Genomic DNA, 19,444 nt, shown 5'->3' with positions numbered 1-19,444 from the left:
TCTCAGGAATTGGGTGGGCGACCGCTGTACGCCGCCCACATCGATTCAATGGGCCCCGCGTCCACTTCGCCGGCCTCGAACCCCGGAACGTCTTCGAGAAGCATCAGCAGACTTTCGGTGAAATCCGCTCGCGAAAGCCTGCTACCGAAATCTTCATGCACAGCAGCAGCCAGAGCCCAAATCCGGTCGATGGTTAGCGGTGGGAAATCGTTGGGGTATTGGGTGTCGTCCATGCGACGACTATCCGCTCAAACAACACCCAATACAACGAAGCGCCCCAGCGAACTTGACGATCGAAGCCAAATGAGATCTATCGCCATTTTCCGCATTTTTACCGCATAGTTTTCACTCAGATTAATATCTGAATTTTCAAAACACACACCAACAAAAATCATCAACCATTGATATTTCGATACCTTAATCTAGGCCGCGTCTCTCTCGAAGCGGCGAAGAATTGATGAATTCTCCACCTCATTACGAAAGGTGTCGATGAGAGCAATAACATCGTCATGCAACGACAAATATTCATCAACAGTCAATTCCAATGCCTCACCATGAGCAATATGATTCCGCGGATTCACAAGATTTGCGTCTATGAAATTAAGACGAGTTTCAAATTGATTCGCACCAAGCCCCAAAGCCGCAAGAATATCCAAAAGAACCTTGGACGAAAGATTTGATTTCGTATCAATGACATTCTTGTATGGAACGCGCGACTGAGCATCGAGGGACGTACAAAAGAAATCGGCAAGCGCATTTGCACTTGAAACCTTCTCACTTACCCGCATCTCAACGAACTTGGATCGAAGAGTCAGGGCCACAAAGTTAGGTGCAAGCTTGCGGTATGGTATGCGATGCGAAGCCACGAACTCGAGATAGTGAGAAGCAGTCGCTTTAACGAAACCCTCCCAGTGCGCGTACAGAAGCGCGACGCCAGCACGGATCACTACTCTGCATCGAAGTTGACCGGAGGCCTCTTGTACCAATGCTCTCATATCCGTCAACTCCCTTCGCCGCCACACCAGTTCAGCGGCGACCCGATCCACCAACTCGTTAACAGTGCGAATCATAGTAATCAGGCCGCGTTGGAAAAGAGCTTTCGACCAAGAGGAATTAGGCGCGGAAGTCGACGGCTTGCATTGACCCCGGAGGTCGCCCAATCAGTGAATGCCTTGTTCGACCAGATGGATCTGGCACGCTTGGGAATTTCTTTCTGTTCGCAAAGTGTGCCTTCGGCGATGTTGTATGCCACGCCAAGCGCAACCACCTCGAACATCGACAGAAGGAAACCACCCTCATGCCTCTTCTTCTTAATACTGTACCGCTTGAACGCTTCGTCTTCGAGAATCTGCGCGAGTACGTCAAATGTATCTTCAAACAATTGCTTGATTTCGCCTCGTCTGAATCGCTTATTCTGCGCGACTTCGGAAACGCGGTCAGTCAAGAATACACCAACATCACCAATTGACTTGATCTCCACCTCTGGAATACGAGCAAGAATAATAAATCGAAGTGCGAGCTCAACGTCATAAGCTTCTTCAAGGGGGCGATCACTAAGTGCAGTGGTGGCAATGAATGGTTCGTACCTAGGAAGCTCTTTCAACCACTCGAAGAACGACTTGTTAATCATTACCAAGAGACAGTTCCGAACTTCCTGCGGACTGAGTTCGGAACCACCAGTATTAAGACGTTGGAAGAGGTCATACTTTGCCGACTCGTCACTCTCCTTTAAGACGATACTCGCAGCAATCTTCGACCTCTTAATCACCAACTGGAGTTCCTTCGGAAGAGAATGCCTTGGATTGTCTGCACTTTCCCATAAGACACCATTCAACGCTGGAAGGTATTTTGTACCTTCGAGGGCAAGCGGCTCCATACGTTGACCATCCTCATCTCGAAGGATTCCCATAAATTGAAAAATAGTCGAAAGCCGCTGTAGCCCATCAACGACGTCCCACACTCCATCTGAGCGCTGACTTACGAATATCTGTGGCAAAGGGATGCCAAGAAGAATGGATTCAATCAATCCAGCCTTCTGTGCCGATGTCCATCTGTAAAAGCGTTGGAACTCAGGATGTATATCTAGTTCTTCGCGCTCATACATACTTACCCATTCTCCGATCGACATCGGATAGCCGTCGGTCTTAATCTCACGACGCTTTCTATTGATTTGCTCAACTAGTGACATGTGTAAATCCTTCACGAAAGTGCCGATACGTGATCATAGCCGATCCGTAACTTTTTCTCATTGCGCATATCCGCTCGACCAGATCATAGAGAATCCGCCAAGCAGGCGAGCGCTCCGACCGAAATTTGATCGGTAGGCGGTCCGCACGCGCGATCACTCATCGAATCCGGCGACGCCACCGCTCCAGCATCGAGCCATGCCAGTTTCGCTGCCACCGCCCCAAACCTCCCGCTTGCCATCCCCACCCAACTCCCTGTAGAATTACCCGTTCTGCGGGCGTCGTATAATGGCCATTACCTCAGCTTCCCAAGCTGATGACGTGGGTTCGATTCCCATCGCCCGCTCCACTTTCCGGCTGCCCTGCAGCCTGCGCATGAGCCGCCTCTTCCCTCGTCGAAGGCGGCTTTTTTGTACCATGCGCTGAATCGCCCGGCAGCACTGCTGCGCAACGGGCTCTCGCCCGAACCGAGCCTTTCTCTGTACCGATGATGCACGACGATCCGAACGAAGCCGGCCTGCCGCCGCACGACGACGCCATTCCCGACGAAGCCGACCAAGCCGCCGAAAGCGCCGAAAGCGCCGACGAAGTCAACCCGCTGCATCGCCGCCGCATCCGCAGCTTCGTCACGCGCGCCGGCCGCGTATCGACCGGCCAGCGCCGCGCGATCGAGGAGTTCGGCCCGCGCTTCGTCGTCCCGTATGCGCCGGCGCTGCCCGACTGGGACGCGATCTTCGGCCGCAGCGCGCCGCGCATCCTCGAGATCGGTTTCGGGATGGGCGCATCGACCGCGGAAATCGCCGCGCACCGCCCGGGCGACGACTTCCTCGGCGTCGAGGTGCACGAGCCGGGCGTCGGTGCGCTGCTGAAGCTGATCGGCGAGCAGGATCTGACGAACATCCGCATCATCCAGCACGACGCGGTCGAGGTGCTCGAGCACATGATCGCGCCGGAAAGCCTCGACGGCGTGCACATCTTCTTCCCCGATCCGTGGCACAAGGCGCGTCACCACAAGCGCCGGCTCATCCAGCCGCCGCTCGTCGCGCATCTCGCGTCGCGCCTGAAGCCCGGCGCGTACCTGCACTGCGCGACCGACTGGCAGAACTACGCGGAGCAGATGCTGGAAGTGCTCGGCGCGGAACCGGCGCTCGAGAACACGGCCGCCGACTACGCACCGCGCCCTGACTACCGCCCGGTGACGAAGTTCGAACGGCGCGGGCTGCGGCTCGGCCACGGCGTGTGGGACCTGGTGTTCCGCAAGCGCGCAGGCTGAACGCCCCGCCCCGCGCAAAATAGAAAAAGCCCGACCGGCATCTCGCGCCGGTCGGGCTTTTTCATTGGAAACGTCCTGGTCTCCTGGTTCGCGTCACGACCAGTTCAGCCAGCCGCTGTAACCGACCAGCAGCACGAACAGCCCGAACGCGATCCGGTACCACGCGAACACCGTGAAATCGTGCGTCGCGACGTAGCGCAGCAGCCAGCGCACGCACACGAACGCACTGACGAACGCCGACACGAGCCCGAGCGCGAACAGCCCGAGCGAATCGACGGTGAACGCCTGCCAGTCCTTCACGGTTTCATAGAGCGTCGCGCCGAAGATGATCGGAATCGCGAGAAAGAACGAGAACTCGGTGGCCACGCGGCGGTCGAGGCCGAACAGCATCCCGCCGATGATCGTCGAGCCCGAGCGCGACATGCCGGGCACCAGCGCGAAGCACTGCGCGAGTCCGACCTTGAATGCGTCGAGCGGCGTCAGCGCATCGACCGACATCACGCGCGGCGGCTGGCCGCGTTCGCGCTGCCGCGCCTCGGCCCACAGGATGATCGCGCCGCCGACGACGAGCGCGAACGCGACGGGCACCGGCGCGAACAGCACGGCCTTGATCTTCTTCTCGAACAGGAGGCCGAGCGCGATCGCGGGAATCGTCGCGATCACGACGTTCAGCGTGAAGCGCCGCGCGTCGGGCCGGCTCGGCAGCCCGGACACGACGGACACGATCCGCTGCCGGTATTCCCAGCAGACCGCGAGGATCGCGCCGAACTGGATCACGACGTCGAACGTCTTCGCGTGCGAATCGTTGAAATTCAGGAAGCTGCCCGCGACGATCAGGTGACCGGTACTCGACACCGGCAGGAATTCCGTCAGCCCCTCGACGACGCCGAGGATCAATGCCTTGCAGATCAGGATCCAGTCCATCCGTGGCCCAACTCCGAAATGGTCGAAAGAAAAGGCCACTCTTGCGCGCGCGGCCCGCCCGGCCGTGCGCGCCCCGTCGTCACTTTTCGACGATCGCCACGCGTATGCCGTTTGTAAGGATCGTAATTGTACCGGGTTCGTAGTTCACCCCGGCAAATTGCAATTGTTCCGGCTTGAACGTGTAGATCGGGTAGTTGGTCAGCAACTGCGTCGCGAGCAGCCCGGCGGCCGCGCCAACCTGCTGCGCGTACATCTGCGCGTCGCCGTCGAGCACGAGGCTGTCGACGGCCGGCGCTCTCAGCACCACCGAGCGGCTCGGCGCGTCGTACGCGAGCTGGCCCGACACGGTGAACTTGCCGCTGACGGGCGCGCGCAGGAACGGGCTCGCGAAATTCGCGTCGAGCTGCACGGCGACGCGGTTCTGGTCGGGCAGCAGGTTGACGGCCGGGTTCGCGAGCGACACGTCGACGACCTGCGCGACCGTCTTCTGGTAAGGAAACTTGCGCGCGACGGCCTTCTGCACGTCGCCGCGCGAGAACGTGTAGTGATCGGGGATGAACGGGAACGTCGACGCGCACGCGGCAAGCGATACGCACACGCCGATGGCGCCGATGGCGCCGATGGCGGCAGCGAGAAAACGGCGCCGGCCGGGCGCGCGAGGGACGGTCATGCTGAACTCTCTCCTGGATGCGCCGGCCGCGTCGCGGCCTCGAGGCGCGTAAGCCACGCGAGCGCGTCGTCGCGCGACGCGCCGCACATGTCGGCGGACGGCTGCAGCCCGGAGCAGCACGCGGGGCGCTCGGGCCGGCCGAAGATCATGCAGCGCAGGTCGTCGCCGAGCTGCACGCAGCGCACGCCGGCCGGCTTGCCGTCGGGCATGCCCGGAATCGGGCTGGAAATCGACGGCGCGATGCAGCACGCGCCGCAGCCCTCGCGGCACGCGTGCGGCGGCGGGACTTCGGCGGGTGCCGGGCGGACAGGCATTTCGACGGACACTCGGCTCTCTCGACGAACAACGAAAAACGAACAACGAAAAACGGTGCGGCAACCGGACGCGGTATCCGGCAGCCCCACCCCGCATTGTGCCATCGCCGGCTGCGACGTTATTACACAATGCAGGCCGCGCGCGCGTTCATATACTCGAAAGCATCTAAAAAGCGCGAGACCGTCATGCATTCTGGTTCTGCCGACACGATGTTCCGTCCCGATTTGCTCACGAAATACGGCGCGAACGGGCCGCGCTATACGTCGTACCCCACCGTGCTGCAATTCCGCGACGACTTCGATCCGGCCGACTACGTGCGCGCGGCGGGCGACCCCGGCGCGTCGTCGAGCGACCTGTCGCTGTACTTCCACATCCCGTTCTGCAACACCGCGTGCTTCTACTGCGGCTGCAACAAGATCGCGACCAACAACCGCCGCCGCGCGCGCCCGTATCTCGACCAGCTCAAGCGCGAAATGGCGTTGCAGGCCGCGCTGTTCGATCCGTCCCGCCCCGTCACGCAGCTGCACTGGGGCGGCGGTACGCCGACCTTCCTGTCCGACGACGAAACGGCCGAGCTGATGGCCGCCACGCGCGAGCATTTCGCGCTCGCGCCGGACGCCGACGCCGAGTTCTCGATCGAGATCGATCCGCGCACGGTCACGCCGGCGACGCTCGTCCACCTGCGCACGATCGGCTTCAATCGGCTGAGCCTCGGCGTGCAGGATTTCGACCCGGCCGTGCAGCAGGCGATCAACCGCGTCCAGCCGCGCGCGATGACGGCCGACCTGCTCGCCGCCGCGCGGGCGACGGGCTTCCATTCGGTGAGCGTGGACCTGATCTACGGGCTGCCGCACCAGACGGTCGCGGTGTTCGCACGCACGCTGGAGACGATCATCGAGCTCGCGCCCGATCGCCTGTCGGTGTTCGGCTACGCGCACATGCCGCACCTGTTCAAGATGCAGCGGCAGATCGACGATGCAACGCTGCCGCCGCCGGAGACGCGCATCGCGCTGCTCGGCCTCGCGATCGACATGCTGACGTCGGCCGGCTACGTGTACATCGGGATGGACCACTTCGCGCGGCCGTCCGACGAACTGGTGCGCGCGCAGCGCAACGGCACGCTGCAACGCAATTTCCAGGGCTACAGCACGCGCGCGGATACCGACCTGATCGGCTTCGGCGTGTCGTCGATCGGCAAGGTCGGCGACGTGTACGCGCAGAACGCGAAGGATCTGCCCGCGTACGGCGCCGCGCTCGACGCGGGCCGGCTGCCGATCGCGCGCGGCGTACGGCTCACGCCCGACGACCGGCTGCGCCGGGACGTGATCACGCAGCTGATGTGCAATCTCGAACTGCCGTTCTCGCATGTCGAGGCCGCGCACGGCATCCGCTTCGCCGATCATTTCGCGCGCGAGCTCGACGCGCTGCGCCCGTTCGAGCGCGACGGGCTGCTGACGATCGCGAGCGACCGGCTGACGATCCACCCGGCCGGCCGGATGGTCGTGCGCAACATCGCGATGGCGTTCGACGCGTATCTCGGCCAGACGCCGCGGCAGCGCTACTCGCGCACGGTTTAGGGCCGTTCGCGCGGGCCGCGGGCGGGCGCCGGCCGCACGCGAGCGGCCGGTTTGATAGAGTGTGAGGCTTACACCCGCTTCGCCAGCCCTCAAGATGCGCACCACCAAAGCGACCCACGCGGTCGAACGCCTGAAAACCCGCTCCGGCAACCCGCAATTCGCGGCCGTCGCGATGGCGGGCGGCCTGTTCTATCTCGTCGACCGCTCGGGCGGCACCGCCGAAAAGCGCTGCGAGCCGCTGCCGCTCGACGACTTCGTCAAGTTCGTCGACGCATTGGGCCCCCAAAAGCCGCGCAAGGCGAGCAAGCTCGACCTCGCATTCGAGGCGCAGATCAAGAAGAGCAAGGGGTAAAGGTCTGTTGCAGGCCGCCTGAAGGCTTCCCGGCCGCGCCGTTTGGTACAATCACGAAGTTTCTCTATCCCCGCTGATGGCCGACCAGGCTGCGTGACCACACCATGAATATCGAAAACGCGCGTTTCAACATGATCGAACAGCAGATCCGTCCGTGGGACGTGCTGGATCTGGATGTCCTGGGCCTGCTGTCGATCGTCAAGCGTGAGAACTACGTTCCGGCCCAATACCGCGATCTCGCGTTCGCCGATCTCGAACTGCCGCTGCCGGGCGGCGCCAGCAAGATGCTGTTCCCGCGCGTCGAAGCACGCGTGCTGCAGGAGCTGGCGGTCAAGAAGCACGAGAACGTGCTCGTGATCGGCGCGGGCTCGGGTTACCTGGCCGCGCTGTTCGCGCATCGCGCGCAGCACGTGACGGCCGTCGAGATCGATCCGGCGATCGCGAAGTTCGCGGCGGACAACCTGCGCAACGACGGCGTGACCAACGCCGAAGTGGTGCTCGGCGACGGTTCGCGCGGCTGGGCCGCGAAGGCGCCGTACGACGTGATCTGCGTCGCGGGCGGCCTGCCGGTCGTGCCGCAGGACATGCTCGAACAGCTGAAGATCGGCGGCCGCCTGTCGGCGTTCGTCGGCGGCCGTCCGGTGATGAAGGCGCAGATCATCACGCGCATCGACGACAAGCAGTACCGCGTCGCCGACGTGTTCGAAACCTACATCGACCACCTCGTCAACGCGATCGAGCCGTCGCGCTTCAAGTTCTGAGCGGCGGAGCCTCCATGCAGATCCTGACGCCCGCGATGCTCGCGGAATGGCTCGGCGACACGGCGCGCCCCGCGCCGGTCGTTCTCGACGTGCGCGAGCCGTGGGAAATCGCGACCGCGCAGATCGCCGGCAGCGTGTCGATTCCGATGCAGCAGATTCCCGTGCGCAGCGAGGAGCTCGACGACGAAGCGGAAATCGTCTGCGTGTGCCATCACGGGATGCGCAGCGCGCAGGTCGCGATGTTCCTCGAATCGCGCGGCTTCACGAAGCTGTACAACCTGCAAGGCGGAATCGACGCGTGGTCGCGCGACGTCGACCCGTCCGTGCCGCGCTACTGACCGATCCTTCCGGCCGCGCATCGCGCGCCGCCGCGCCGCCCGGCACCCTGCCGCCGGCCGCACCGATCCGCCGAACGGGCGCGCACCGCGCGCCCGTTTCTCATTCCCCTTCCGTTCCGACATTTCCCCGCGCCGCGACGCCGCGACACCTTCGTGCACCATTTGCGCCCGCGCGCCTGCACCGCAACGGACCGCGCATGCTGCACGACGCGTCATCCGCACCGCGTCGATGCCCGCCCATGGCCCGCACAGGCACGCCGGGCGTGCATCGGCGCGACTGGCACATGCCTTGCGTTACACGATGGCCGGCGCCGCCACGGCGCACGCGCATCCAACACGACAAAGGGGATCTCGATGAAACGTCGCAGTCTGTTGAAGTTCGGTTCGATGGCCGGCGCGCTCGCGCTGGCGGGCAAGAGCCCATTCGCGCACGCAGCCGACGCGGGCACCGGCCCGATCAAGGTCGGCATCCTGCATTCGCTGTCGGGCACGATGGCGATCTCGGAGACGTCGCTGAAGGACACCGCGCTGATGACGATCGCCGACATCAACAAGAGCGGCGGCGTGCTGGGCCGCAAGCTCGAACCGGTGGTGGTCGATCCCGCGTCGAACTGGCCGCTGTTCGCCGAGAAGGCGCGCCAGCTGCTGACGCAGGACAAGGTCGCGTGCGTGTTCGGCTGCTGGACGTCGGTGTCCCGCAAATCCGTGCTGCCGGTATTCGAAGAGTTGAACGGGCTGCTCTACTACCCGGTGCAGTATGAAGGCGAGGAAATGTCGCGCAACGTGTTCTACACGGGCGCCGCGCCGAACCAGCAGGCCATTCCGGCCGTCGAGTACCTGATGAGCGCGGAAGGCGGCGGCGCGAAGCGCTTCTTCCTGCTCGGCACCGACTACGTGTATCCGCGCACGACCAACAAGATCCTGCGCGCGTTCCTGAAATCGAAAGGCGTGAAGGACGCCGACATTCAGGAGGTCTACACGCCGTTCGGCCACAGCGATTACCAGACCATCGTCGCGAACATCAAGACCTTCTCGCAGGGCGGCAAGACGACCGTGGTCTCGACGATCAACGGCGATTCCAACGTGCCGTTCTACAAGGAACTGGGCAACCAGGGGATCAAGGCGACCGACGTGCCGGTCGTCGCATTCTCGGTCGGCGAGGAGGAGCTGCGCGGGATCGACACGAAGCCGCTCGTCGGCCACCTCGCCGCGTGGAACTACTTCATGTCGGTGAAGAACCCGACCAACACGAAGTTCAAGGACCAGTTCGCCGCGTGGGTGAAGGCGAACAACCTGCCGGGCGGCGCGAAGCGGGTAACCAACGATCCGATGGAAGCGACCTACGTCGGCATCCACATGTGGAAGCAGGCCGTCGAGAAGGCGAAGAGCACCGACGTCGACAAGGTGCGCGTCGCGATGATCGGTCAGACGGTCGCCGCGCCGTCGGGCTTCACGCTCGCGATGGACGGCAACCACCACCTGCACAAGCCGGTGATGATCGGCGAGATCCGCGGCGACGGGCAGTTCAACGTCGTGTGGAAGACGAAGACGGCCGTGCGCGCGCAGCCGTGGAGCCCGTTCATCGCGGGTAACCAGAACAAGCCGGACGTCGTCAGCTCGATTCCGGCGTTCCTGCGCCGGCAGCGCGCGGCGCTCGCGTGACGTCGGGCGGCACGTCGCGCCTTGCGCGCGACGTGCCGCTCGCCCGCCCGCCGTCGATGCGCCGGCCGCGCTTGCCGTGACGAACCGCGCGCGCCGGCGCAGCGCCGCTCCGATTCCCCTCGCCCGACAGGACTTCCCGATGCCTACACGCTTTCGCCGAGCCGCCCGCGCGATCGCGGCATGCGCCGCCCTCGCGGGCCTGCTGCCGCACGCCGCGTTCGCGCTGACGGCGGCCGACACCGCCGCGCTCGCCGGCGACGACTTCGACGCGAAGACGGCCGCGATCGAGCGGCTCGCCACCGATACCGATCCGCGCGCGGTGGCGATTCTCAACGCGCTGTCGAGCGGCGATGCGCTCGCGACCGGCGACGGCCGGCTGCTGATCCAGTCCGGCGACACCGCGCACGACGCGCTCACGCAGGCCGCGACGCCGGCCGGCGACGCGCAGCCGGTGATGCTGAACAACCTGCTGCGCACGAAGATCGCCGGCGCGCTGTCGGGCCTCGCGCTCGCGTCGCCCGACGTCGCCGCGCGGCGTGATGCGATCGACGCGCTGCTGAAGTCGCCCGACCCGGCGCTCAAGCCGATGATCGACCGCGCCCGCGCGAAGGAAACCGATCCGGCATTGAAACGGCGCCTCGACGCACTGTGGGCGATCGCCGCGCTGCACGACGCCGATCCGGCGAAGCGCCTCGAAGCCGTGCAGGTGGTGGCCGCGCGCCAGGATCTCGACATGATCGAACAACTGCGCCCGCTCGTCGCGAGGAACGCGGACGGCAGCTACGCGGAACCCGACGCGCGCGTGCGCGAGGCCGCGCGGCAAGGGCTCGATACGTTGCACGCGCTGCAGCGCCGCGGCGAAATTGTCGGCACGCTGTTCGCCGGCCTGTCGCTCGGCAGCGTGCTGCTGCTCGCCGCGCTCGGCCTCGCGATCACGTACGGGCTGATCGGCGTGATCAACATGGCGCACGGCGAATTCCTGATGATCGGTGCGTACGCAACCTATGTCGTGCAGACGCTGATCCAGCGCTACGCGCCCGGCGCATTCGACTGGTATCCGCTCGTCGCCGTGCCGGTGTCGTTCGCGGCGGCCGCGCTCGTCGGCATCGTGCTCGAACGGCTGGTGCTGCGGCATCTGTACGGCCGCCCGCTCGAGACGCTGCTCGCGACGTTCGGCGTGAGCCTGATCCTGATCCAGGCGACACGCATGCTGTTCGGCGCGCAGAACGTCCAGGTCGTGAACCCGTCGTGGATGAGCGGTGGCGTGACCGTGATGCAGAACCTGATCCTGCCGTTCAACCGGCTCGCGATCCTCGCGTTCGCGCTCGCGGTGGTGTTCGTCGCGTGGGCCGTGCTGACGAAGACGCGGCTCGGCCTGTTCGTGCGCGCGGTCACGCAGAACCGGCGGATGGCCGCCTGCGTCGGCGTGAAGACCGCACGCGTCGACGCGTATGCGTTCGCGTTCGGCGCGGGCATCGCGGGCCTCGGCGGCTGCGCGCTGTCGCAGATCGGCAACGTGGGCCCCGATCTCGGCCAGAACTACATCATCGATTCGTTCATGGCGGTCGTGCTCGGCGGCGTCGGCCAGATCGCCGGCACCGTGCTCGGCGGCTTCGGGCTCGGCCTCGTCAGCAAGGCCATCGAGCCGTTCTGGGGCGCCGTGCTCGCGAAGATCGCGGTGCTCGTGATGATCGTGCTGTTCATCCAGAAACGCCCGCAGGGCATGTTCGCCCCGAAGGGCCGCAGCGCGGAGGCTTGACGTGACTTCATTCACCGATTCGATATCGAACCCGGTCGCCGATACGCCGAAGCCCGCCGCCGGCACGCGCGCGGACGGCTTCGCGCTCGGCCTGCCGCCCCGCCCCGCGCTGCTGTCGCGCCGCGCATGGCTCGCGCTCGTCGCGCTGTGCGTGGCGATCGGCATCGGCGTCCCGCTCGCCGCGCTCGTCGCGCCGGAAGCCAGCGCATTCCACCTGTCCGCGTACGCGATGACGCTCGCCGGCAAGCTGATGTGCTACGCGATCGCCGCGCTCGCGCTCGATCTCGTATGGGGCTACTGCGGCATCCTGAGCCTCGGCCATGGATTGTTCTTCGCGCTGGGCGGCTATGCGATCGGCATGTACCTGATGCGCGAGATCGGCCGCGACGGCAAGTACGGCAGCGACCTGCCCGACTTCATGGTGTTTCTCGACTGGCATCAGTTGCCGTGGTACTGGAGCGGCACGCAGCATCTGGTGTGGGCGCTCGCGCTGGTCGTGCTCGTGCCGGCCGTGCTCGCATGGGTGTTCGGCTTCTTCACGTTCCGCTCGCGCGTGAAAGGCGTGTACCTGTCGATCATCACGCAGGCGCTGACGTTCGCCGCGATGCTGCTGTTCTTTCGCAACGAGACGGGCTTCGGCGGCAACAACGGCTTCACCGACTTCAAGCGCATCGCCGGCTTCGCGATCACGTCGCCGGGCACGCGCACCGTGCTGTTGCTGCTGACCTTCGCGACGCTCGTGCTCGCGTTCATCGTCGCGCGCGCGGTCGTCACGAGCAAGCTCGGGCGCGTGGTGACCGCGGTGCGCGACGGCGAGACGCGGCTGATGTTCCTCGGCTACAGCCCGCTCGCGTACAAGCTGTTCGTGTGGACGCTGTCGGCCGTGCTGTGCGGCATCGCAGGCGCCTTGTACGTGCCGCAGGTCGGCATCATCAATCCCGGCGAGATGTCGCCCGGCAACTCGATCGAAATGGCGATCTGGGTCGCGGTCGGCGGGCGCGGCACGCTGATCGGGCCGATCGTCGGCGCGTTCGCGGTGAACGGCGCGAAGAGTTTCTTCACCGCGTACTTCGCCGAATACTGGCTGTTCTTTCTCGGCCTGATCTTCGTGCTCGTGCCGCTCTTGCTGCCGCGCGGGATCATGGGCCTCGTCGACACGCTGCTCACGAAGGGGAAACGCGCATGAACGGCACGGCTCTCTATCAGTTCACGCCGCCGCCCGAAGACGAGCTGCTCGCCGTCAGCGGCAGCGCGTCGATGGGGCGCGTCGTGCCGCCCGGCATCGACACGTCGCACGGCACGATCCTCTATCTCGAGGATATCGAGGTGAGCTTCGACGGTTTTCGCGCGCTGAAGAAGCTGTCGCTCGCGATCGACGCGGGCGAGCTGCGCTGCGTGATCGGCCCGAACGGCGCGGGCAAGACGACGATGATGGACGTGATCACCGGCAAGACGCGGCCCGACGCAGGCAAGGTGTTTCTCGGCCAGACGATCGACCTCGCGCGGATGAACGAACCCGAGATCGCGCGCGCGGGGATCGGCCGCAAGTTCCAGAAGCCGACCGTGTTCGAACAGCACCCGGTGTGGGAAAACCTCGAACTCGCGATGCAGACCGACAAGGGCTGGCTCGCGTCGCTGCGCGCGCGGCTCGACCGCACCGCGCAGGCGAAGATCGAGGAGACGCTCGCGCTGATCGGCCTCGAAAGCGATGCGTATCGCGCGGCCGGCGAGCTGTCGCACGGGCAGAAGCAGCGGCTCGAAATCGGCATGCTGCTGATGCAGCGTCCCGCGCTGCTGCTGCTCGACGAGCCGGCGGCCGGGATGACCGACCACGAGACGATGGAGCTCGCCGAGCTGCTGAACACGCTGCGCGGCACCTGCTCGATGATGGTCGTCGAGCACGACATGGAATTCGTCGCGGCGCTCGCGGGCGACACGGGGCGCGTGACGGTGATGGCCGAAGGCGCGGTGCTCGCGCACGGCACGCTCGACCAGGTCAAGCGTGACGAAGCGGTGATCGAGTCTTACCTCGGACGATGATGCGATGCTGAAAATCGAAGCGCTGAACCAGTACTACGGCGGCAGCCATATCCTGCGCAACGTGAACCTCGTCGCCGACGACGGCAAGCTCACCGTGCTGCTCGGCCGCAACGGCGTCGGCAAGAGCACGCTGCTGCGCTGCCTGATGGGCGTCGTCGCCGCGAAAAGCGGGAGCGTGTCGTGGCGCGGCGCCGCACTCGGCGCGTTGCCGCCGTATGCGCGTGTGGCGGCCGGGCTCGCTTACGTGCCGCAGGGCCGCGACATCTTTCCGCGGCTCACCGTCGAGGAAAACCTGCTCGTCGGCGCGGCGAGCCGCAAGGCGCCGTCGAAAGTGCCCGACCGCATCTACGAGCTGTTTCCGGTGCTGAAGGACATGCGCGCACGGCGCGGCGGCGACCTGTCGGGCGGCCAGCAGCAGCAGCTCGCGATCGGCCGCGCGCTGATGAGCGAGCCGCAGTTGCTGATCCTCGACGAGCCGACCGAAGGCATCCAGCCGTCGATCATCCAGGACATCGGGCGCACGCTGCGCCAGCTCGTCGACGAATCGAGGATGACCGTGCTGCTCGTCGAACAGTATTACGATTTCGCGCGCTCGATCGCGGACCATTACTGGGTGATGAGCCGCGGAGAGATCGTCGCGGGCGGCGACGCGCGGGATATGGAGACGAATGGGGTGCGGGAATTGATCGCGGTGTAGTGAAGGCTTGGACGAATGCCGAGAGGCGACAAGAATTTCATTAAAATGGTCTTCTTCAACGCTCGCTGAACCCGAGCATTTCAGTGAAAGTCTTAGCCTCTCCACGTCCAATAGATGTCCGCCCCCGACTCCCACGCCCCGCTGTCCCGCCCCGCCGTCGCCAAGTCGTGGCACGGCCGTCTCGAACTCGGCTTCGAGCGGCACGGTGCACGCACGACGCTCGCGCACCGCCTGCACGACGGCCCGCTGCGCGTGCAGCGGCCGCTGTACCCGGAAGGCGACGCGATCTGCCATGCGGTGATCGTGCACCCGCCGGGCGGCGTCGCGGGCGGCGATCGGCTCGACATCGACATCGCGCTCGGCGACGGCACGCACGCGGTGCTGACGACGCCCGGCGCGACCAAGTGGTACAAGTCCAACGGCCTCGATGCGACGCAGCGCATCGGCATCGCGGTCGGCGCGCACGCGAAGCTCGACTGGCTGCCGCAGAACAACCTGTTCTTCGACGCGGCGCACGCCGCGCTCGACTTCACGGTAACGCTCGGCGCAGGCGCGAGCGCGATCGGTTGGGACGCGACGCAGCTCGGCCGGCAGGCGGCCGGCGAAACCTGGTCGGCGGGACGCATCGCGTCGACCTCGGCGCTCGTCGATGCCGACGGCCGGCCGCTGTGGACCGAGCGCGCGCTGCTCGATGCACGCGACCCGCTGCGCGGCGCGCCGCAGGGCCTCGCCGGCTTTCCCGCCTACGGCACGCTGTGGGCAGCCGGCGCCGCGTGCGACGCCGCGCTCGCCGAAACGCTGGCCGCCAGGATGCCGTTCGACGATACCCTGCGCGCGGGCGCCACTTGCGTGACGCCCGGCGTCGTGCTGGTGCGCGCGCTGGCGACGTCGATGGAAGCGCTGCAGCGCCACTTCACCGACTGCTGGCTGCAGTTGCGGCCGATCGTGCACGGCGTCGACGCGCGGCCGCTGCGTCTCTGGCAAACCTGAACGCGCACGCATCGCGCACCGTTTCGGCGCAATGCCGCGACACAGGGCGCACATTCTTCACGCATCGCGCACCACGAAAGAGCATGACGGCGCGCCGAATGCACATGGCACGCCCCTTGCTGCTTACATAAGCGATACACGACGCACGCCAAACAGCGCGGTGCTACGATGATCCGCGCGCCTGCCCGATCGCGTGCGTACCGATAAAAATTACGTTTTCCTGAACGCCTGCCTTCATGAAACTGACTCCCCGCGAAAAGGACAAGCTGCTGATCTTCACGGCGGCGCTGCTCGCCGAACGCCGCCGTGCGCGCGGCTTGAAGCTCAACTATCCGGAGGCGGTCGCCTTCATCACCGCGGCGTTGATGGAAGCCGCGCGCGACGGCAAGACGGTGGCCGAAGTGATGCACTACGGCACGACGCTGCTCACGCGCGACGACGTGATGGACGGCGTGCCGGAAATGATTCCCGACATCCAGGTTGAAGCGACCTTCCCCGACGGCACGAAGCTCGTGACCGTCCATCATCCGATTCCGTGACCAAGGTGGTACCGCGCATGATCCCCGGCGAAATCCTCACCGACGACGGCGAACACGAACTGAACGCAGGCCGTGCGACGCTGACGCTCGCTGTCGCGAACACCGGCGACCGCCCGGTGCAGGTCGGCTCGCACTACCACTTCTTCGAAGTCAACGATGCACTGTCGTTCGACCGCGCGGCCGCGCGCGGCTTCCGGCTCAACATCGCGGCCGGCACGGCCGTGCGCTTCGAGCCGGGCCAGACGCGCACCGTCGAGCTCGTCGCCCTCGCGGGCGAGCGCGCCGTCTACGGTTTTCAGGGCAAGGTGATGGGGCCGCTGTAAGCCGCGCCCCGCTCTTCAGGAACAGCAACATGACACTACGCTTGAGCCGCCGCGCGTACGCGGAAATGTTCGGGCCGACGACGGGCGACCGCGTCCGGCTCGCCGATACCGAACTGCTGATCGAGATCGAACGCGACTTCACGACCTACGGCGAGGAAGTGAAATTCGGCGGCGGGAAGGTGATCCGCGACGGGATGGGCCAGTCGCAGCGCGTGGCCGCCGACGTGCCCGATACCGTCATCACGAACGCCGTGATACTCGATCACTGGGGCATCGTGAAGGCCGACATCGCGATCAAGCACGGCCGCATCGCCGCGATCGGCAAGGCCGGCAACCCCGACATCCAGCCGGGCGTGACGATCGCGATCGGCGCGGCCACCGAAGTGATCGCCGGCGAAGGGCTGATCGTGACGGCGGGCGGCATCGACACGCACATCCACTTCATCAGCCCGCAGCAGATCGACGAAGCGCTCGCGTCGGGCGTCACGACGATGCTCGGCGGCGGCACGGGGCCGGCCACCGGCACCAACGCGACGACCTGCACGCCGGGCCCGTGGCACATGGAGCGCATGCTGCAGGCGGCCGACGGCTGGCCGATCAATCTCGGCTTTCTCGGCAAGGGCAATGCGAGCCTGCCGCAGCCGCTCGTCGAGCAGATCGCGGCCGGCGCGATCGGCCTGAAGCTGCACGAGGACTGGGGCACGACGCCCGCCGCGATCGACAACTGCCTGTCGGTGGCCGACGACACCGACACGCAGGTCGCGATCCACACCGACACGCTGAACGAAGCCGGCTTCGTCGAATCGACGGTCGCCGCGTTCAAGGGCCGCACGATCCACACGTACCACACCGAAGGCGCGGGCGGCGGCCATGCGCCCGACATCCTGAAGGTGTGCGGCGAGATGAACGTGCTGCCGTCGTCGACCAATCCGACGCGCCCGTACACGATCAACACGCTCGACGAGCATCTCGACATGCTGATGGTGTGCCATCACCTCGATCCGTCGATCGCCGAGGATCTCGCGTTCGCCGAATCGCGCATTCGCCGCGAGACGATCGCGGCCGAGGACATCCTGCACGATCTCGGCGCGCTGTCGATGCTGTCGTCCGATTCGCAGGCGATGGGCCGCGTCGGCGAAGTGATCATCCGTACGTGGCAGACCGCGCACAAGATGAAGGTGCAGCGCGGCGCGCTGCCGGAGGACACCGCGCGCAACGACAACTTCCGCGCGAAGCGCTACGTCGCGAAGTACACGATCAACCCGGCGCTCACGCACGGGATCGCGCACGAAGTCGGCTCGATCGAGCCCGGCAAGTGGGCCGACCTCGTGCTGTGGGAGCCCGCGTTCTTCGGGATCAAGCCGTCGATGATCCTGAAGGGCGGGATGATCGCGCTCGCGCAGATGGGCGACCCGAACGCGTCGATCCCGACGCCGCAGCCGGTTCATTACCGCGAGATGTTCGCGACGCGCGGCGGCGCGCTCGCGCGCACGTCGCTGACCTTCGTGTCGCAGATGGCGGCCGACGCCGGCATCGCGGAACGCTACGGCCTCGCGAAGCGGATCGTGCCGGTGCGCAACTGCCGCAACGTGACGAAGGCCGACATGATTCACAACGCATGGCGCCCGTCGATCAGCGTCGATCCGGAAACCTACGACGTGATCGCCGATGGCCAGTTGCTCACCTGCGAACCGGCGACGGTGCTGCCGATGGCGCAGCGCTATTTCCTGTTCTGATTCGGAATCCCCAGTTTCATGCGCACCCTCGACAAACGCATTGCCCCGAACGTGAAACTCGCCGCGTCGCTCGTCGCGCGCGCGCCGACGCTCACGCTCGCCTATGACGCCCGCTGCAAGAGCCGCCTCGCGGCGACGCTCGACACCGGCGAGGACGTCGCGGTCCTGCTGCCGCGCGGCACGGTGCTGCGCGACGGCGACGTGCTCGTCGCCGACGACGGCGCGCTCGTGCGCATCGCCGCTGCCGCCGAAACCGTGCTGCTCGTACGCGCGGCCGACCCGCTCACGCTGATGCGCGCCGCCTACCATCTCGGCAACCGTCACACGCCGGTCGAGATCGGCGACGGCTACCTGAAGCTCGAGGCCGATCCCGTGCTCGCGGACATGCTGCGCCGGCTCGGCACGCAGGTCGAGGAAACGCGCGCACCGTTCCAGCCGGAAGCCGGCGCGTACGGCGGCGGCCACAAGCACGGGCACGACGCGACGTTCGCCGAGGATTACGCGCTCGCGCAGCAGGTGTTCGGCGAACACCACGGGCATTCGCATTCGCATTCGCACGATCACGATCACGATCACGGCCATCAGCATGGTCCCGGCTGCACGCACGGCCACCACGGTCATGACCACCACTGAACTCGTCGCGCTGCTGCACCTCGCGTCGCCCGCACTACCGATCGGCGCGTACAGCTATTCGCAGGGCCTCGAAGCCGCGCTCGACGCGAACCTGATCCGCGACGCCGATTCCGCGCGCGACTGGATCGCGAGCGGCCTGACCGACGTGCTCGCGCACGGCGAATTGCCGTTCCTCGCGCACCAGCTCGCCCGCTGGCAGGCGCACGACACGCACGCGCTCGCCGCCGAAAACGCATGGTTCGTCGCGAGCCGGGAATCGGCCGAACTGCGCCGCGAAACCGAACAGATGGGCTGGTCGCTGGCGCAGCTGTGCGCGTCGCTCGAATGGGGCGACGCCGCACGCCGCGCGACGCTCGCGTCGATCGCGCCGATCGCGCTGCCGACCGCGTTCGCGTACGCGGCCGCCGCACACGACGCGAGCCCCGACGCGACGCTCGCCGCGTATGCATTCGGCTGGGTCGAGAACCAGACGTCCGCCGCGCTGAAGGCCGTGCCGCTCGGCCAGCTCGCCGGGCAACGCATCATCGTCGCGCTGCGCGGCGCGATCGACGCCGCCGTGCGCCGCGCGCTCGCGACGCCGCCCGACGCCGTCAACACGTTCGCGCCGCAGCTCGGCATCCTTTCCGCGCGGCACGAAACCCAGTACTCGCGGTTGTTCCGCTCCTGAAC

The 19,444-nt window shown here is 65.8% G+C and carries 22 protein-coding genes and 1 tRNA gene; 17 read left to right on the top strand and 6 right to left on the bottom strand.

Annotated elements, in window-relative coordinates; genetic code table 11:
* Nucleotides 1-2 precede the first annotated feature (2 nt).
* The 3 genes from WS64_RS02820 to WS64_RS02815 form a co-directional block, all read right to left on the bottom strand.
* Nucleotides 3-233, bottom strand: a complete 231-nt coding sequence (locus WS64_RS02820; RefSeq protein WP_060965674.1) for a hypothetical protein — start codon at nt 231-233, stop codon at nt 3-5.
* A gap of 189 nt (nt 234-422) precedes the next feature.
* The gene (locus WS64_RS34140) at nt 423-1,070 is read right to left on the bottom strand and encodes an MAE_28990/MAE_18760 family HEPN-like nuclease (RefSeq protein ID WP_155720384.1); all 648 of its coding nucleotides are present in this window, start codon (nt 1,068-1,070) and stop codon (nt 423-425) included.
* A 5-nt stretch (nt 1,071-1,075) separates the two neighbouring features.
* Entirely contained in the window at nt 1,076-2,188 is a 1,113-nt protein-coding gene (locus WS64_RS02815) for a DUF262 domain-containing protein (protein ID WP_060965673.1), read from the bottom strand.
* A gap of 272 nt (nt 2,189-2,460) precedes the next feature.
* On the opposite strand from WS64_RS02815, the gene WS64_RS02810 reads away from it, so the two are divergent.
* Nucleotides 2,461-2,535: transfer RNA gene (locus WS64_RS02810), tRNA-Gly, on the top strand.
* A 138-nt stretch (nt 2,536-2,673) separates the two neighbouring features.
* Nucleotides 2,674-3,459 carry a tRNA (guanosine(46)-N7)-methyltransferase TrmB gene (gene trmB, locus WS64_RS02805; RefSeq protein ID WP_060965672.1) on the top strand — a complete coding sequence of 262 codons (786 nt, stop codon included), beginning with the start codon at nt 2,674-2,676 and terminating at the stop codon, nt 3,457-3,459.
* A gap of 93 nt (nt 3,460-3,552) precedes the next feature.
* Here trmB and WS64_RS02800 read toward each other — a convergent pair whose 3' ends face one another.
* The 3 genes from WS64_RS02800 to WS64_RS02790 form a co-directional block, all read right to left on the bottom strand.
* The gene (locus WS64_RS02800) at nt 3,553-4,383 is read right to left on the bottom strand and encodes an undecaprenyl-diphosphate phosphatase (RefSeq protein WP_060965671.1); all 831 of its coding nucleotides are present in this window, start codon (nt 4,381-4,383) and stop codon (nt 3,553-3,555) included.
* A 79-nt stretch (nt 4,384-4,462) separates the two neighbouring features.
* Nucleotides 4,463-5,053, bottom strand: a complete 591-nt coding sequence (locus tag WS64_RS02795) for a DUF1439 domain-containing protein (RefSeq protein ID WP_060965670.1) — start codon at nt 5,051-5,053, stop codon at nt 4,463-4,465.
* Complete coding sequence (locus WS64_RS02790; protein WP_027783753.1) at nt 5,050-5,367, bottom strand: YkgJ family cysteine cluster protein; 318 nt, start codon at nt 5,365-5,367, stop codon at nt 5,050-5,052. The genes WS64_RS02795 and WS64_RS02790 overlap by 4 nt, the downstream gene beginning before the upstream one ends.
* 186 nt (nt 5,368-5,553) lie before the next feature.
* Between WS64_RS02790 and hemN the strand changes: the two genes are divergently transcribed.
* The 15 genes from hemN (at nt 5,554) to WS64_RS02715 (ending at nt 19,442) form a co-directional block, all read left to right on the top strand.
* Entirely contained in the window at nt 5,554-6,945 is a 1,392-nt protein-coding gene (gene hemN, locus WS64_RS02785; protein ID WP_060966880.1) for an oxygen-independent coproporphyrinogen III oxidase, read from the top strand.
* 94 nt (nt 6,946-7,039) lie between these two features.
* Nucleotides 7,040-7,297, top strand: a complete 258-nt coding sequence (locus WS64_RS02780) for a hypothetical protein (protein ID WP_060965669.1) — start codon at nt 7,040-7,042, stop codon at nt 7,295-7,297.
* Between the two features lie 104 nt (nt 7,298-7,401).
* Nucleotides 7,402-8,058: a protein-L-isoaspartate O-methyltransferase family protein gene (locus WS64_RS02775; protein ID WP_059574170.1), complete on the top strand. Its 657-nt coding sequence runs from the start codon at nt 7,402-7,404 to the stop codon at nt 8,056-8,058.
* A gap of 14 nt (nt 8,059-8,072) precedes the next feature.
* A complete protein-coding gene (locus WS64_RS02770) occupies nt 8,073-8,396 on the top strand; it encodes a rhodanese-like domain-containing protein (RefSeq protein WP_060965668.1) in 324 nt (107 codons plus the stop codon).
* 354 nt (nt 8,397-8,750) lie between these two features.
* Nucleotides 8,751-10,058 (top strand): urea ABC transporter substrate-binding protein, encoded by a 1,308-nt coding sequence (gene urtA / locus WS64_RS02765; protein WP_059574171.1) that lies wholly within the window; start codon nt 8,751-8,753, stop codon nt 10,056-10,058.
* A 139-nt stretch (nt 10,059-10,197) separates the two neighbouring features.
* Complete coding sequence (gene urtB / locus WS64_RS02760) at nt 10,198-11,817, top strand: urea ABC transporter permease subunit UrtB (protein WP_060965667.1); 1,620 nt, start codon at nt 10,198-10,200, stop codon at nt 11,815-11,817.
* 1 nt (nt 11,818) lies between these two features.
* Nucleotides 11,819-13,003 (top strand): urea ABC transporter permease subunit UrtC, encoded by a 1,185-nt coding sequence (gene urtC, locus WS64_RS02755; protein ID WP_060965666.1) that lies wholly within the window; start codon nt 11,819-11,821, stop codon nt 13,001-13,003.
* Nucleotides 13,000-13,857 carry an urea ABC transporter ATP-binding protein UrtD gene (urtD, locus tag WS64_RS02750; RefSeq protein ID WP_060312934.1) on the top strand — a complete coding sequence of 286 codons (858 nt, stop codon included), beginning with the start codon at nt 13,000-13,002 and terminating at the stop codon, nt 13,855-13,857. Before urtC ends, urtD begins: the two co-directional genes overlap by 4 nt.
* A gap of 4 nt (nt 13,858-13,861) precedes the next feature.
* The gene (urtE, locus tag WS64_RS02745) at nt 13,862-14,554 is read left to right on the top strand and encodes an urea ABC transporter ATP-binding subunit UrtE (protein WP_059574175.1); all 693 of its coding nucleotides are present in this window, start codon (nt 13,862-13,864) and stop codon (nt 14,552-14,554) included.
* A 114-nt stretch (nt 14,555-14,668) separates the two neighbouring features.
* Nucleotides 14,669-15,544 (top strand): urease accessory protein UreD, encoded by an 876-nt coding sequence (locus WS64_RS02740; RefSeq protein ID WP_060965665.1) that lies wholly within the window; start codon nt 14,669-14,671, stop codon nt 15,542-15,544.
* Between the two features lie 236 nt (nt 15,545-15,780).
* Nucleotides 15,781-16,083 carry an urease subunit gamma gene (ureA, locus tag WS64_RS02735; protein ID WP_006406310.1) on the top strand — a complete coding sequence of 101 codons (303 nt, stop codon included), beginning with the start codon at nt 15,781-15,783 and terminating at the stop codon, nt 16,081-16,083.
* A gap of 17 nt (nt 16,084-16,100) precedes the next feature.
* Nucleotides 16,101-16,406 carry an urease subunit beta gene (locus WS64_RS02730; RefSeq protein ID WP_059641908.1) on the top strand — a complete coding sequence of 102 codons (306 nt, stop codon included), beginning with the start codon at nt 16,101-16,103 and terminating at the stop codon, nt 16,404-16,406.
* A 29-nt stretch (nt 16,407-16,435) separates the two neighbouring features.
* Nucleotides 16,436-18,142: an urease subunit alpha gene (ureC, locus tag WS64_RS02725; RefSeq protein WP_006491061.1), complete on the top strand. Its 1,707-nt coding sequence runs from the start codon at nt 16,436-16,438 to the stop codon at nt 18,140-18,142.
* Between the two features lie 18 nt (nt 18,143-18,160).
* Nucleotides 18,161-18,775 (top strand): urease accessory protein UreE, encoded by a 615-nt coding sequence (ureE, locus tag WS64_RS02720; RefSeq protein WP_060965664.1) that lies wholly within the window; start codon nt 18,161-18,163, stop codon nt 18,773-18,775.
* Nucleotides 18,762-19,442: an urease accessory protein UreF gene (locus WS64_RS02715; RefSeq protein WP_059641914.1), complete on the top strand. Its 681-nt coding sequence runs from the start codon at nt 18,762-18,764 to the stop codon at nt 19,440-19,442. Before ureE ends, WS64_RS02715 begins: the two co-directional genes overlap by 14 nt.
* Nucleotides 19,443-19,444: the final 2 nt, after the last annotated feature.

Origin of the sequence: Burkholderia anthina (assembly GCF_001547525.1) — a bacterium.
Classification (GTDB): domain Bacteria; phylum Pseudomonadota; class Gammaproteobacteria; order Burkholderiales; family Burkholderiaceae; genus Burkholderia; species Burkholderia semiarida.
The sequence above is the reverse complement of the archived record's forward strand: the minus strand, read 5'-3'. Positions and strand labels throughout refer to the sequence as shown.